14 protein-coding genes are annotated in these 14,387 nt (G+C 34.9%); 13 read left to right on the top strand and 1 reads right to left on the bottom strand.

Going from position 1 to position 14,387, the window contains the following annotated elements; all coding sequences use genetic code 11:
* The first annotated feature begins 479 nt into the window (after positions 1 to 479).
* The 13 genes from AC1DKZ_RS10580 (at position 480) to AC1DKZ_RS10640 (ending at position 13,585) form a co-directional block, all read left to right on the top strand.
* Entirely contained in the window at positions 480 to 1,322 is an 843-nt protein-coding gene (locus tag AC1DKZ_RS10580; protein WP_219302304.1) for a metallophosphoesterase, read from the top strand.
* 216 nt (positions 1,323 to 1,538) lie between these two features.
* Complete coding sequence (locus tag AC1DKZ_RS10585; protein ID WP_002017002.1) at positions 1,539 to 1,790, top strand: hypothetical protein; 252 nt, start codon at positions 1,539 to 1,541, stop codon at positions 1,788 to 1,790.
* A 185-nt stretch (positions 1,791 to 1,975) separates the two neighbouring features.
* Positions 1,976 to 2,701, top strand: coding sequence for an ABC transporter ATP-binding protein (locus AC1DKZ_RS10590; RefSeq protein WP_002032219.1), 726 nt, complete (start codon positions 1,976 to 1,978; stop codon positions 2,699 to 2,701).
* The gene (locus tag AC1DKZ_RS10595) at positions 2,698 to 3,717 is read left to right on the top strand and encodes an ABC transporter permease (protein WP_476996175.1); all 1,020 of its coding nucleotides are present in this window, start codon (positions 2,698 to 2,700) and stop codon (positions 3,715 to 3,717) included. The genes AC1DKZ_RS10590 and AC1DKZ_RS10595 overlap by 4 nt, the downstream gene beginning before the upstream one ends.
* 24 nt (positions 3,718 to 3,741) lie before the next feature.
* The gene (locus AC1DKZ_RS10600) at positions 3,742 to 4,395 is read left to right on the top strand and encodes a TetR/AcrR family transcriptional regulator (RefSeq protein ID WP_002065518.1); all 654 of its coding nucleotides are present in this window, start codon (positions 3,742 to 3,744) and stop codon (positions 4,393 to 4,395) included.
* Between the two features lie 4 nt (positions 4,396 to 4,399).
* Positions 4,400 to 5,368, top strand: coding sequence for a YbgA family protein (locus AC1DKZ_RS10605; RefSeq protein WP_476996176.1), 969 nt, complete (start codon positions 4,400 to 4,402; stop codon positions 5,366 to 5,368).
* Between the two features lie 216 nt (positions 5,369 to 5,584).
* Entirely contained in the window at positions 5,585 to 6,730 is a 1,146-nt protein-coding gene (locus AC1DKZ_RS10610; RefSeq protein WP_476996177.1) for an acyl-CoA dehydrogenase, read from the top strand.
* Between the two features lie 15 nt (positions 6,731 to 6,745).
* Positions 6,746 to 8,083, top strand: a complete 1,338-nt coding sequence (locus tag AC1DKZ_RS10615) for an acetyl-CoA carboxylase biotin carboxylase subunit (RefSeq protein ID WP_476996178.1) — start codon at positions 6,746 to 6,748, stop codon at positions 8,081 to 8,083.
* Positions 8,084 to 8,109: 26 nt separating this feature from the next.
* Positions 8,110 to 8,325: an acetyl-CoA carboxylase biotin carboxyl carrier protein subunit gene (locus tag AC1DKZ_RS10620; protein ID WP_001985297.1), complete on the top strand. Its 216-nt coding sequence runs from the start codon at positions 8,110 to 8,112 to the stop codon at positions 8,323 to 8,325.
* A 21-nt stretch (positions 8,326 to 8,346) separates the two neighbouring features.
* Positions 8,347 to 9,258: a hydroxymethylglutaryl-CoA lyase gene (mvaB, locus tag AC1DKZ_RS10625; protein WP_002017011.1), complete on the top strand. Its 912-nt coding sequence runs from the start codon at positions 8,347 to 8,349 to the stop codon at positions 9,256 to 9,258.
* Positions 9,259 to 9,262: 4 nt separating this feature from the next.
* Positions 9,263 to 10,051 (top strand): enoyl-CoA hydratase, encoded by a 789-nt coding sequence (locus AC1DKZ_RS10630; protein ID WP_113936467.1) that lies wholly within the window; start codon positions 9,263 to 9,265, stop codon positions 10,049 to 10,051.
* A gap of 2 nt (positions 10,052 to 10,053) precedes the next feature.
* Positions 10,054 to 11,595, top strand: coding sequence for an acyl-CoA carboxylase subunit beta (locus tag AC1DKZ_RS10635; RefSeq protein ID WP_476996179.1), 1,542 nt, complete (start codon positions 10,054 to 10,056; stop codon positions 11,593 to 11,595).
* Positions 11,596 to 11,644: 49 nt separating this feature from the next.
* A complete protein-coding gene (locus AC1DKZ_RS10640) occupies positions 11,645 to 13,585 on the top strand; it encodes an AMP-binding protein (RefSeq protein ID WP_404448927.1) in 1,941 nt (646 codons plus the stop codon).
* A 441-nt stretch (positions 13,586 to 14,026) separates the two neighbouring features.
* On the opposite strand, the gene AC1DKZ_RS10645 is transcribed toward AC1DKZ_RS10640, so the two are convergent.
* A complete protein-coding gene (locus tag AC1DKZ_RS10645) occupies positions 14,027 to 14,224 on the bottom strand; it encodes a hypothetical protein (protein WP_061690213.1) in 198 nt (65 codons plus the stop codon).
* Positions 14,225 to 14,387: the final 163 nt, after the last annotated feature.

Below are 14,387 nucleotides of genomic sequence, written 5' to 3' on the forward strand. Positions count from 1 at the left end.
ATTAAAGTTAATTATATATGCACTTACAATGATAGCTATCTACACATGTTTTTTCAATTTTCTAACAAATGATACAGTAATACCTTTTCATAAGGCAATTTAGTGTTTCAATTCTCTCTTTGTACGTTTTAAACAAATTAAAATCGTAGTGGTAATAATATATTTGTAATCAAATGTCGTATATACTTCGAGAAAAGTACACAATATTTCTATAAAAAACTATAGGAAATATCATGATATAGTTATCAAACTAAGTAAGATAAATGTTAATATTATGAAGAGATTCCAGTGATCTGCTATAAAATTACTGAAAAATGAGCATGACATCATACACGCATGCGATTGAAAAATTTTATAAGTGGCGTATAAAACTATAACAAATACTACAAATCAATTAAAAAATTTCAGTTATTCTGAATGCGAAGGGCACGTAATATTTATTGTGAACTGTAGTACTGATTAAGATTTTAGGAGGAAGTATGAACAAGAAGACTAAAAGAATCATATTAATTATTGGTATATTAGTAGGCATTAGTATCTTTTTATATTTACAAAACAATTTAATAAGTATAACTGAGGTTAAAATAACCTCTAGTAAAATTCCCTCTTCTTTTAAAGGATATAAAATACTACAAATTTCAGATTTACATAATAAAAAATTTGGTGATAATCAAGATGTTTTAATTCAAAAAGTAAAAAGCATAAATCCAGATATTATTGCTATTACGGGTGATTTAATAGACAGTAAATCGTACGATGCAGAAATGAGTATGCAAGTAATACGAGAACTTGTGAAGGAATATCCAGTATATTTTGTGACAGGAAATCATGAAAAATGGTCAGGAAAATATAACAGTTTAGAAAAAAAATTAAAGAAACAGCATGTCACTGTTTTAAGAAATGAACATGTAATAATACAAAAGGGAGGACACGAAATAAACTTGTTAGGAATTGATGATCCGGAATTTAATACTGGAGATATTGATGAAGGAAGTATTGTAAAAGATGCAATTGTAAAAGCAAAAATTGAAACGCAGCCAGATAGGTATAATGTATTATTATCCCATAGGCCTGAATTTCTAGAAGAGTATGCTGAGGAGAAAGTAGATTTAGTGTTATCGGGTCATGCACATGGGGGACAAGTTCGGTTACCTTTTATCGGGGGATTAGTTGCTCCTAATCAAGGAATACTGCCCAAATATACAGCGGGTTTATATGAACAACAAAATACGTCTATGATAGTTAGTAGAGGATTAGGCAATAGTATCATTCCGCAAAGAGTTTTTAATAGACCTGAGATTGTAGTCGTGCAGTTAAATTAATCTGTATGGCTTTTTTGTTCAGGAGAATAATTTAAAGGTAGTTTTTCTTGAGTACAAGTTTCCATTACAATTTTGTTAAAATTTTTCAACGTTACATAAAGTAACAAAATTTGACCTATTGAGTTTGTTATAGTGTAAATAATCAAAAAACTTAAAAATTAGTCGAGTTAAAATAGTTATTATTAAGCAATATTAAAAATATAAAGGGGTGTACAAATGCATAAAGAATTTGAAATTGAAGAATATACGGCGATTGAGGAGCAAATTCATTATTATAGTACGTCTTTATTAGTAAGTCATCCTGAGCAAATTGTAAAGTATTTAGAAAAACGGTTGGAAAAGTATGCAGAAACGTTACAATATGCACATTTATATCCGGAAACGGTTATATTACCAATACAGCAAATAGTTATCGAATATTCTTTAGATGTTGCTAGAATTAGAAGGTATTTAAATTTAAAAACATAACAAAAATCGAATAATTTACAATGAAACAGAGTCGACTTTAAGAAAAGATATTCTAATGTCGACTCTGTTTCATTGATTTAGTAAATAACAGAAAAAAATATATGTTTGAAAAGTTTGACATATAATAATTCGAGAGTAAAATAAAAGTGATTACTCACTCATTTTAAAGAAAAGGGGGATTTTTAGTGCAGCAACCTTCAATTATTTTACGAGATGTATCAAAAAGTTTTGGGAAAAAAGAAGTTTTGCATAACCTTTCGCTGCAAGTAGAAAAAGCAGAAATTTTTGGCTTGGTTGGACCTTCCGGATCAGGGAAAACAACACTCATTAAAATGATTGCAGGTATTAATGAGTCAACTACAGGGGATGTAATTGTTTTTAATACAAACATGCCTAATCTAAATGAAATGAAAAGAATTGGTTATATGGCTCAGGCTGATGCATTATACGAAGAACTATCGGCATATGAAAATGCAGATTTTATTGCAACGATGTATGGGTTAAAAGGTAAGCGTAAGAAAGAGAGAATCGTAGAAGTTTTTGAACTTGTGCAATTATCAGAGCATATGAAAAAGCAAGTACAGCATTTTTCAGGTGGAATGAAAAAACGTTTATCATTGGCGATAGCACTCCTTCATGAACCAGAAATATTAATTTTAGATGAGCCAACAGTTGGGATAGATCCTCTACTTCGAAAATCGATTTGGGAGAAGTTTTATGACCTTAAAAAGAAAGGAACAACTATTATTGTAACAACGCACATTATGGATGAAGCTGAATTTTGCGAACGTCTAGGGCTAATTAGAGAAGGGAATTTAGTTGCGATTGGCACACCGGAGGAATTGAAAAAACAAACATCTTCTGGACGAATTGAAGATGTCTTTATGTTAGAAGGAGTGATTGAATCATGAGAGTTAATGGTGTAGTCATCCGTATCATTCGTCAATTTTTTCGAGATAAGCGTTCTTTATCAATGATGTTTGGGGCACCAATGTTATTACTTTGGTTATTGTCGCTAGTATTTACACAAAAAGACTATATACCGCATATTGCTGTAGTCGATGTACCTGCTCCTATAGTAAAAGCAATGAAAAATCAAGAAGCATCAATTTATGAATATAGTAAAGACAAAGCAATTTCGGAATTAGAAAAGCAAAAGGTAGATGCAGTAATTCATTTAGAAAATGGAAAAATGAATCTTCTATTAGAAGGCAGTGATTCATCAAAAAACCGTGCGGTACTTCAAGTATTGCAAAAGAGTACAGAGAAGAATGATGTATCAATGATGAAGCCTGAAGTGGATTATTTACATGGCTCTAAAGACATTACGATGTTCGATGGGCTTGGTCCCGTATTAATTGGTTTCTTTACATTTTTCTTTGTATTTATATTGTCCGGAGTATCTTTTGTAAGAGAACGTTTAAGTGGTACATTAGAGAGGTTATTGTCCACACCAGTGAGAAGATGGGAAATAGTTTTAGGATATATTATTGGTTTTGGAATCTTTGCATTTATACAATCTATTATAATTGTAAGTTTTTCAGTTTATATTTTAGATTTATATGTAGCTGGCTCAATATGGCTAACGCTACTTATAACATGTATGCTTTCTTTAACTGCACTAACATTAGGCACATTTTTATCGGCATACGCAAATAATGAATTTCAAATGATTCAATTTATACCGCTTGTTATCGTGCCACAAGTCTTCTTTTCTGGGTTGTTTCCAATGGAATCCATGAATACATGGTTACAAATGTTAGGTAAATTATTTCCACTCACATATGGTGCTGACGCTATGAGACAAGTAATGATTCGGAATCAAGGGTTTACAGAGATTGCATTAGATCTTACTGTATTACTACTTTTTTCACTATTATTTGCAGTAGGAAATGTATTTGCATTAAAGAAACATCGCAAAATATAATGATGATAAAAAGGAGCACAATAAATGAAGAAGGATTGGCTGGAAGAATTAGTTGCCGCAACGAATACTGATAAACGTAATGAACGTCAAATGCGTATATTAGAGGCAGCTGTTGATATGTTTGGAGAAAAAGGGTACGCCTCAACTTCAACGAGTGAAATTGCAAAGCGAGCTGGTGTAGCGGAAGGAACAATCTTCCGCTACTATAAAACGAAAAAAGATTTATTGTTTGCAGTCGTGATGCCGACCTTAACAAAGTTTGCTGCACCATTTTTCGTACAAGCCTTTGCAAAAGAAATATTTAAAACAGAGTATGAATCGTATGAAGTGCTTTTAAGAGTAATAATTCAAAATAGATTTGAATTTGCTAAAAAGCACTTTCCAATGATAAAAATATTAATTCAAGAAGTACCATTTCAGCCGGAACTAAAAAGTGAAATACAACAATTAATAGAAACAGAACTGCTTGTACATTTTAAAAAGCTGATTGCAAAGTTTCAAGAAGAAGGGGAAATTATTGAACTTCCGCCATCTTCCGTATTACGTCTTACTTTATCAGCTGTATTAGGGTTGCTCTTAACGAGGTTTTTATTATTACCGGAAGAGAAATGGGACGATGAAGTGGAAATTGAAAATACGATTCAATTTATATTGTATGGACTAACGCCACGGAGGTAATGTGATGCGACAATTTGCTAAACCGATAATTGTTGTAAGTAAATGTTTAGAATTTGATGCCTGTCGTTATAATGGAGAGATGGTTCCAGATTTAACAATTCGAAACTTGCAGCCATTTGTTACATTTATACCTGTATGTCCTGAAGTAGAAATTGGTTTAGGGACTCCTCGTGAAACGATACGTATTGTAGAAAAAAATGGTGCGAATATGCTTGTACAACCGTCAATACGAGAAGATGTAACTGAAAAAATGAATGAATTTTCAAATGCGTTTTTACAAACATTACCTGAAGTTGACGGTTTTATTTTGAAGAATCGTTCGCCAAGTTGCGGAACTCGTGATGTGAAAATCTATTCTGGTTTTGAAAAAGGGCCAGTAAAAGGAAAAGGAACTGGATTATTTGGCGGAGCAGTAATAAAAAAATTTTCGCATCTTCCAATTGAAGAAGAAGGTAGATTGTCGAATTTTATTATTAGAGAGCATTTCTTTACAAGATTGTTTACAATCGCGCATTACAAAATGATTAAACATACTAAAAACATAAAAGAACTCGTAGCGTTTCAATCAGATTATAAGTATTTATTTATGGCATATAATCAGGTGAAACAAAAAGAATTAGGGCGTATTATTGCAAATCAAAAAAATGAAACAATTGAAGTCGTATTTGATAACTATGAGAAGACTTTATATGAATTATTTATTCGCGCGCCTCGCTATACATCGAATGTAAATGTATGTGAGCACATTTTCGGATATTTTAAAACAAAGCTAAAAAAACAAGAAAAAGATCATTTTCTAGAACTGATACAAAAATATGCAGAAAAGAAAATACCACTTAGTAGTTTGCTTACAATTTTAAAATCATGGGCCATTCGATTTGATGAAAAGTATTTATTAAGACAAACATATTTTGAGCCATACCCTGAAGGGTTAGTAGAAATTTCTGATTCAGGAAAAGGTAGAGATTATTAAACAATAAATTACATAATTCGACACAAAACCTCCTATGTTGTTGTAGAACAATGTAGGAATTTTTTTGTGCATTGGTACAGAATCTGTTTTAAAATTAAGTTATGACAGAATTATAGCAATTATCTAACTAATATTCGTGTCTTTTAAGAAGTAATGTTTGTAGTAGAAACTCGCACGCTGTCGAAACTCAATATTCGATAAGGGGTGTGTAGCGGAATGGAATTTACTCTAACTCGCGAAAAACAAATGATTAAAGAAATGGTACGTGATTTTGCTGAAAAGGAAATCGCACCGAAAGCTGTATATTATGACAAAACTGCGGAATTTCCATATGAAACATTTCAAAAAATGGGCGAACTAGGATTATTAGGTATCCCATTCCCGGAAGAGTATGGAGGTTCAGGTGGCGATACGTTATCGTACGCGTTAGCTGTTGAAGAGATTGGTCGTGCTTGTGGTGGAACAGGTTTAAGCTATGCTGCAACAATTTCATTAGGTGCTTCTCCAATTTATTATTTCGGTACAGAAGAACAAAAACAGAAATTTTTAGTTCCAATGGCGTCAGGTAAAACGTTAGGTGCTTTCGGATTAACGGAGCCAAATGCTGGATCTGATGCAGGGGGCACACAAACGAAAGCGATTTTAGATGGCGATGAATATGTTATTAGTGGTGAAAAGTGCTGGATTACAAACGCAGAGTATGCAAACACAATTATTGTAACCGCTATCAACGGTTTTGAAGACAATGGTAAAAAACGTATTTCTGCATTTATCGTACCGACTACTAGTGAAGGATTAACGATTTCAAGCCCTTACGATAAGATGGGTGTTCGTGCTTCTAATACTTGTGAAATCGTACTTGATGGTGTACGTGTACCGAAAGAAAATATTCTTGGTGATGTAAATAAAGGATTTAAACAATTCTTATATACACTTGATGGAGGACGTATTTCAATTGCAGCATTAGCAGTAGGTATTGCACAATCTGCATTTGAACGTGCATTACAATATGCGAAAGAACGTCAACAATTTGGAAAACCGATTTCTAATTTCCAAGCGATTCAATTTAAATTGGCTGATATGGCGACTGAAGTAGAATTAGCGCGTAATTTAGTACATAAAGCAGCTTGGTTAAAAGATAACGATAAACCTTTCGGTAAAGAAGCGGCTATGGCAAAGTTGTTTGCATCTGAAGCTGCAAGTCGTATAGCAAATCAGGCAGTACAAATTCATGGTGGATATGGCTATATGCGCGAATATGAAGTTGAACGATATATTCGTGATGCAAAACTTTTAGAAATTGGTGAAGGAACTTCTGAAATTCAACGTCTCGTAATTGCAAGACATTTAGGATGTAGATAAAAAGGAGGAGTCACTATGTTTCAAAAAATATTAATTGCTAATCGCGGGGAAATCGCAGTTCGCATTATGAAAACTTGTCAAAAACTTGGCATTCGTACCGTTGCTATTTATTCTGAGGCTGATGAAAATGCCCTTCATGTAAAATTGGCAAATGAAGCTTACTTAGTAGGCGGTCCACGTGTCCAAGAAAGCTATTTAAACCTTGAAAAAATTATTGAAATAGCTAAGAAGACAAATGCTGAAGCAATCCATCCGGGGTACGGATTATTATCAGAGAATCCATCTTTTCCGATTCGCTGTAAAGAAGAAGGAATCGTATTTATCGGTCCTTCAGAAGAAATCATTACTAAGATGGGAAGTAAAATTGAGTCACGTATAGCGATGCAAGCAGCAGATGTGCCAGTAGTTCCAGGCATTACTACAAATATTGAAACTGCTGAAAAAGCAATTGAAATTGCGAAACAAATTGGTTATCCATTAATGCTTAAGGCATCCGCGGGCGGCGGAGGCATTGGAATGCAGTTGATGGAAACTGAGCAAACGCTCACCAAAGCATTTGAAAGTAATAAAACAAGAGCGCAAAATTTCTTTGGTAACGGAGAAATGTATTTAGAGCGCTATATAGCAGATGCACATCATATTGAAATTCAGCTTTTAGCAGATACACATGGTAATACAGTGTATTTATGGGAACGCGAATGTTCAGTGCAGCGCCGAAATCAAAAAGTAATTGAAGAAGCACCTTCACCATTTTTAGATGAGGGTACACGAAAGGCTATGGGAGAAGTTGCTGTACAAGCTGCTAAAGCACTTGGTTATACAAATGCAGGTACAGTTGAGTTTCTTGTAGATGATCAAAAGAACTTTTATTTCTTAGAAATGAATACGAGATTACAAGTAGAACATCCAGTTACAGAAGAAATTACTGGGTTAGACCTAGTTGAACAACAATTACTTATCGCATATGGTGAGAAGCTATCATTTACACAGGATGATGTAAAACGTAGTGGTCATGCCATTGAGGCTCGTATTTATGCAGAAGATCCGAAAACATTCTTCCCATCACCTGGGAAAATTACAGATTTAACGTTACCAACAAATATACGTATTGATCACTTTTTGGAGAATCAAGTAACGATTACACCTTTCTATGATCCAATGATTGCGAAAGTAATCGCTCATGGTGAAACTCGTGAAGAAGCGATTTCAAAATTAAAAATTGCTCTAGAAGAGTTAAAAGTAGAAGGTATTAAAACAAACACACCAATGTTACTGCAAGTACTCGGAGACGATGTGTTCAAAAGTGGTATTTATACAACAGGTTTTGTAACGAAACAACTTGTTAAAAAATAAGAGTTATGAATATTAAGGGGGAAAAAATGATGACGAAAGTATATGCATCGATGGCAGGAAATGTTTGGAAAATTGTTGTAGGAGTAGGAGATACAGTAGAGGAAGAGCAGGATGTCGTCATTTTGGAATCTATGAAAATGGAAATTCCAATCGTTTCAGAAGAAGCCGGAACTGTTATGAAAATTAACGTACAAGAAGGCGATTTTGTAAATGAAGGAGATGTATTACTAGAAATTGAATAGGGAGATATAGGGGGAAGCGAATTGAAACTACCTAATTTTGCTGTCATTAAAGAAGTCGGGCCGCGTGATGGCTTACAGAATGAAAAAAAGATTGTTGGCACAAAAGATAAAGTAAAATGGATTCAACTACTTACAGAAGCGGGATTGTCGTACGTTGAAGTTTCCTCATTCGTTCACCCTAAATGGGTTCCTGCATTAGCAGATGCAAGTGATGTATTTTCTGAGCTAAAAAGGGATCCAAATGTTACATATGCAGCGCTTGTTCCGAATCAAAATGGTTTGGAACGAGCTTTTTTGCAAAATGTAGATGAGGTGAATGTTTTTTTATCAGCAAGTGAATCTCACAATAAAAGTAATATTAATAAATCTATTAAAGAAGCATTAGCTGTAATTGAAGATATAACAAAACAGGCAACGTTCGAAGGTAAAAAGGTAAGAGGCTATGTTTCTACTGTATTTGGATGTCCTTATGAAGGGGATATAAGTGCCACAGCAGTTGACGAAATATGTAATCAACTATTTTCATACGGCATTTATGAAGTTTCTCTCGGTGACACGATTGGTGTAGCGAATCCATTACAAGTAGAACAAGTATTAGAACATCTATTAAAGAAGTATGATGCTTCGCAGTTTGCAATGCATTTTCATAATACGTATGGAATGGCTCTGGCGAATGTAGTTAAGTCTTTAGAATATGGTATTACAACGTTTGATAGTTCTTGTGGTGGACTCGGAGGATGTCCTTATGCACCAGGAGCATCGGGTAATGTTGCTACTGATGACTTAGTGCATATGCTCCATAAGCTGGGAGTCCAAACTAATATTGATGAAGAAAAGTTATTGAGAGCTAGTCAGTTTATTCAAAGTAAGTTAAATATCCAATTACCGAGTCATGTGTATAGAGCGCTCCAACATAAAACGATAAGTAGGTGAGAAGATGCTACAATTACAAAACATTTCAGTTGACTATGTTACACCGCACGTTGTAAAGATTTCGTTAAATCGTGAAAGACAAGCAAACTCATTATCTTTGGCATTATTAGAAGAATTACAAACTATATTAACTCAAATAAACGAAGAATCAAATACGCGCGTTGTTATTTTAACAGGGGATGGCGAAAAAGCATTTTGCGCTGGTGCTGATCTAAAAGAGCGTGCCAACATGAGTGAAGAACAAGTTCGCCATGCTGTGGGTATGATTCGTTCTACTATGGAGATGGTTGAACAATTACCACAACCAGTTATTGCTGCTATTAACGGAATCGCACTTGGTGGAGGTACTGAATTAAGCTTAGCTTGTGATTTTAGAATTGCTTCTGACACTGCAAGTCTAGGTCTCACTGAAACTTCCCTTGCAATTATACCTGGGGCGGGTGGTACTCAGCGCTTGCCTAGATTAATTGGAGTTGGTAGAGCGAAAGAATTAATTTATACAGGAAGACGTATTTCGGCGCAAGAAGCGAAAGAGTATGGTTTAGTAGAATTCGTAGTACCAGCTGATTTACTAGAAGAGAAAGCAATTGAAATTGCAGATCGAATTGCTAATAATGGTCCAATTGCCGTTCGATTAGCAAAAGAAGCAATTTCAAATGGTATTCAAGTAGATTTACATACCGGCTTACAAATGGAAAAACAGGCGTATGAGGGCGTAATCGATACGAAAGATAGATTAGAAGGATTACAGGCATTCAAGGAAAAACGCAAACCAATGTATAAGGGGGAGTAAATATGTTAGATCAAAAACAACAATCTAATTCATTTGAAGAACGGGTTGAAACAATTAARCAAGGCGGGGCACCGAAATATCATGAACAAAACAAAGCAAAAGGGAAACTTTTTGTTCGAGATCGTTTAGCTCTTTTATTCGATAATGGTGAATATGTGGAAGATGCATTATTTGCAAATTGTGAACAAACTGGATTACCAGCTGATGGTGTTGTAACTGCGACTGGTAAAATACATGGTCGTACTGCGTGCGTAATGGCAAATGATTCGACTGTAAAAGCTGGATCATGGGGAGCACGTACAGTTGAAAAGATTTTACGTATTCAAGAAACGGCTGAGAAATTACGTGTACCGTTATTTTATTTAGTTGACTCTGCTGGGGCACGTATTACAGATCAAGTTGAAATGTTCCCTGGACGCCGCGGTGCAGGAAGGATCTTTTATAACCAAGTGAAATTATCTGGTAAAGTGCCACAAATTTGTTTATTATTTGGACCTTCAGCGGCTGGTGGTGCGTATATTCCAGCATTTTGTGACGTTGTTATGATGGTTGAAGGAAATGCTTCTATGTATTTAGGGTCTCCGCGTATGGCTGAAATGGTTATCGGTGAGAAGGTAACTTTAGAAGAAATGGGCGGAGCACGTATGCATTGCTCAGTATCAGGATGCGGAGATGTTTTATGTAAAACAGAAGAAGATGCAATTACGCAAGCAAGACAATATATTTCTTATTTTCCAAGTAACTATTTAGAAAAGACTCCTTTGATTACACCTCAAGAACCGAAACAGTTCGATAAAACGTTAGAAGGAATCATTCCAGAAAATCAAAATGCTCCTTTCAATATGAAAGATCTCATTAACAGAATTATTGATGAAAGTTCTTTCTTTGAAGTGAAAAAATTATTTGCTCAAGAACTAATTACAGGTTTAGCGCGTATTGATGGTAAGCCAATTGGCATTATTGCAAATCAGCCGCGTATGAAGGGCGGCGTTTTATTCCACGATTCAGCTGATAAAGCAGCGAAGTTTATAAATTTATGCGATGCATACCATATCCCATTATTATTCCTTGCAGATGTACCTGGATTTATGATTGGTACAAAAGTAGAACGTGCCGGAATTATTCGTCATGGTGCAAAAATGATCTCTGCAATGAGTGAAGCAACTGTACCGAAAATTTCTATCGTCGTTCGAAAAGCATATGGAGCTGGCTTATATGCAATGGCAGGTCCAGCGTTTGAACCAGATTGCTGCTTAGCATTACCGACAGCTTCTATTGCAGTAATGGGTCCAGAAGCAGCAGTCAATGCTGTATATGCAAATAAAATTGCAGCTTTACCAGAAGAAGAGCGTGCAAGCTTTATTGCTGAAAAACGAGAAGAGTATAAGAAAGATATTGATATTTACCGTTTAGCATCAGAGATGGTGATTGATGGTATTGTTCATCCAAATAATTTACGTGAAGAGTTAAAAGGACGATTCGAAATGTATATGAGTAAATATCAAGTATTCACGGATCGTAAACATCCTGTATATCCAGTTTAAAAGCCCTATTTAGGGCTTTCTTGCTCAAAAAGTCAAGGAGGGGAAAACATTGAAACAAGCAGTTTGGTTTCCAACAGAAGAATATAAAGAAAAAACGCGTTTATTTGGTTGGATGAAATCATTAGGCTATGAAGATTACGAAGCTTTTTATAATAAGTCAATTGAAGAAACAGCTTGGTTTTGGGGAGAAGCTGAGAGAGCAGTTGGCTATCAGTGGATGAAACCATATACAGAAGTGTTAGATTTAGAAAATGGTACACCGTTTGCACAGTGGTATACTGAGGGAACCTGTAACGTTGTAGAATCTGCTTTATCTCGCTGGCTTGCAGACGATAAAACGAAAACACAAGCAGCACTTATGTATGAAGGGGAAAACGGAACTTCGAAATCATTTACATATGAAGAGCTTGATAGCTGGGTAAGCCGTGTTGCCAACGGTTTGAAACATGCTGGTATTGAAAAAGGTGATCGTGTAACAATTTACATGCCAATGATTCCTGAAACAGTTGTTGCTATGTTAGCAGTAATGAAAATTGGAGCGATTATTTCACCAATATTCTCAGGTTTTGCTGCGGATGCAGTAATGACACGTGTACAAGCAGCGGGTTCAAAAATGATTATTACCGCAGATGGCTTTTCACGCCGTGGGAAAATTGTTTCATTAAAAGATGAAGTAGATAAAGCTTGTGAACATTGTCCAACTGTTGAAAAGGTGGTAATTGTTCGTCATGCAGGAAATGATTTTACACCGCATAATTATGATTTTTCATGGAGTACGTTAGAAAAAGAAAAACCATTTATACATGCTGAAGAAATGAACAGTGATGATCCATTAATGCTTATATATACATCAGGAACGACTGGTAAGCCGAAGGGGACAGTACACACACATGCTGGTTTCCCGCTAAAATCTGCATTTGATGCAGGATTTGGAATGAATATAAAACAAGGCGACCGCGTATTATGGGTAACTGATATGGGCTGGATGATGGGACCATTTTTACTATTCGGCTCTTTAATTAATGGCGCAACGATGGTTATGTACGAAGGTGTACCAGACTTCCCAGAAGCAGATCGCTTATGGGAGACAGTTGATAAATATGAAATTACTCATCTCGGTATTTCGCCAACGTTAATCCGTGCATTAATGGCAAAAGGTGATGAGTATGTAAATAAACATTCTTTAAAGAGTTTAGAAGTATTCGCATCAACAGGAGAACCTTGGAATCCAGACCCATGGATGTGGTTATTTAATACAGTTGGTAAAGGTAAAGTACCAATTTGTAACTATTCAGGTGGAACTGAAATTTCAGGTGGGATTTTCGGGAATGTCCTAATTAAGCCGATCGCACCGATTAGTTTTAACGCATCTTTACCAGGAATGGCAGCGGTTGTACTTGATGATCGAGGTAAACCAATTCGAGATGAAGTCGGAGAATTATGTTTAGAAAAACCTTGGGTAGGTATGACGAAAAGTTTCTGGGAAGATGATGAACGTTATGTAAACACATATTGGTCACGCTTTGAAAATAAATGGGTTCATGGTGACTGGGTCATTTATGACGGTGAACAATATATCATTACAGGCCGTTCAGATGATACGTTAAACATTGCTGGAAAACGTATTGGACCTGCTGAATATGAATCTATTCTTGTGAAACATAATAATGTAATAGAAGCAGCTGCAATTGGTGTACCTGACGATGTTAAAGGTGAGGTTTGTCATTGCTTTGTAGTATTACGAGACGGTGTAATATTTACAGCAGAATTAAAGAAAGAATTAATGAGTTTAGTAAATTCTCATATCGGAAAAGCATTATGTCCAAAAGATATTCATGTTGTAGAAGATTTACCAAAAACACGTAATTCTAAAGTAATGCGACGTGTTATTAAAGCAGCTTACTTAGGAAAAGAGTTAGGCGATTTATCGTCACTAGTAAATCCTGAAGTAGTACCCTTTATTCAAGGACTACAGTCTAGCAAACTATAACATTACGAATGAGCTCTATGTAAATAGAGCTCATTTTTAATGTTCACAAAAAGATACGAGAGAAAAAGTAAATTTGAAGTTAAAAAATCTACTATTAGTGGTAAGTATGTCTGTTTGTTTTTAGTTTTTATCAAAATAGGATACTGAGACTGTCTATTCAATGGAGTGATTGAATTTTGTTAAGAATGAAAATTTAGTGAAGAAAAAGTAATGAATAAAAGGAGAAATCCCTGGGGGACAGGGATTCGATAAGGGAGATAATATTGTCGTTCAATGTCGAAATTTGGCGTATCCGACAAATTAATATTATCACGAATTTTCAGGAGATTGTGATAGTGGATGTGTCAAAAATGTGTACGTGTTTCATATAAAAATATTATTTAAATAGGAAAAGGGAAAAGAATTAAGTTCACTCGTTCTTAAGATTTTTCCCTTTTAAATTTACTGTTTGTTCGTTGTTCTATATACATCAGAAATTGGTAAATCTTCGCCATGTAAAGCTTGAGTACTGTCCTTTTTATTTGAATCATGTGCCTCCTGAGATGCTTCTTGCATTTGCTCTTGGGCTTTACTAGGAGTATTCAGCGCATCCGATGACACATAATCAAGTTGTTGACTTAATAGATTTTTCTTATCCATGTTATGTAGCTCCTTTTTGAACTTAGATATAAAAACGATGTTTTTTTAAATAGTTACGTGGGTATTATGTATCTTTGAATGGAATTATATACACAAACTATATTGAGAATTTAACTAATAATAAAAAGTACTTGTGATGACAAGCTTAAGAAATATAAAGATC

This window comes from Bacillus sp. 05T21 (assembly GCF_056396785.1).

Excerpts from the sequence above, each read along its gene's own strand:
- AC1DKZ_RS10600 (WP_002065518.1), top strand. The coding sequence starts at position 3,742 with ATGAAGAAGGATTGGCTGGAAGAATTAGTTGCCGCAACGAATACTGAT.
- AC1DKZ_RS10580 (WP_219302304.1), top strand. The coding sequence starts at position 480 with ATGAACAAGAAGACTAAAAGAATCATATTAATTATTGGTATATTAGTA.
- AC1DKZ_RS10620 (WP_001985297.1), top strand. The coding sequence starts at position 8,110 with ATGATGACGAAAGTATATGCATCGATGGCAGGAAATGTTTGGAAAATT.
- AC1DKZ_RS10585 (WP_002017002.1), top strand. The coding sequence starts at position 1,539 with ATGCATAAAGAATTTGAAATTGAAGAATATACGGCGATTGAGGAGCAA.
- AC1DKZ_RS10615 (WP_476996178.1), top strand. The coding sequence starts at position 6,746 with ATGTTTCAAAAAATATTAATTGCTAATCGCGGGGAAATCGCAGTTCGC.
- AC1DKZ_RS10610 (WP_476996177.1), top strand. The coding sequence starts at position 5,585 with ATGGAATTTACTCTAACTCGCGAAAAACAAATGATTAAAGAAATGGTA.
- AC1DKZ_RS10645 (WP_061690213.1), bottom strand. The coding sequence starts at position 14,224 with ATGGATAAGAAAAATCTATTAAGTCAACAACTTGATTATGTGTCATCG.
- AC1DKZ_RS10605 (WP_476996176.1), top strand. The coding sequence starts at position 4,400 with ATGCGACAATTTGCTAAACCGATAATTGTTGTAAGTAAATGTTTAGAA.
- AC1DKZ_RS10595 (WP_476996175.1), top strand. The coding sequence starts at position 2,698 with ATGAGAGTTAATGGTGTAGTCATCCGTATCATTCGTCAATTTTTTCGA.
- AC1DKZ_RS10630 (WP_113936467.1), top strand. The coding sequence starts at position 9,263 with ATGCTACAATTACAAAACATTTCAGTTGACTATGTTACACCGCACGTT.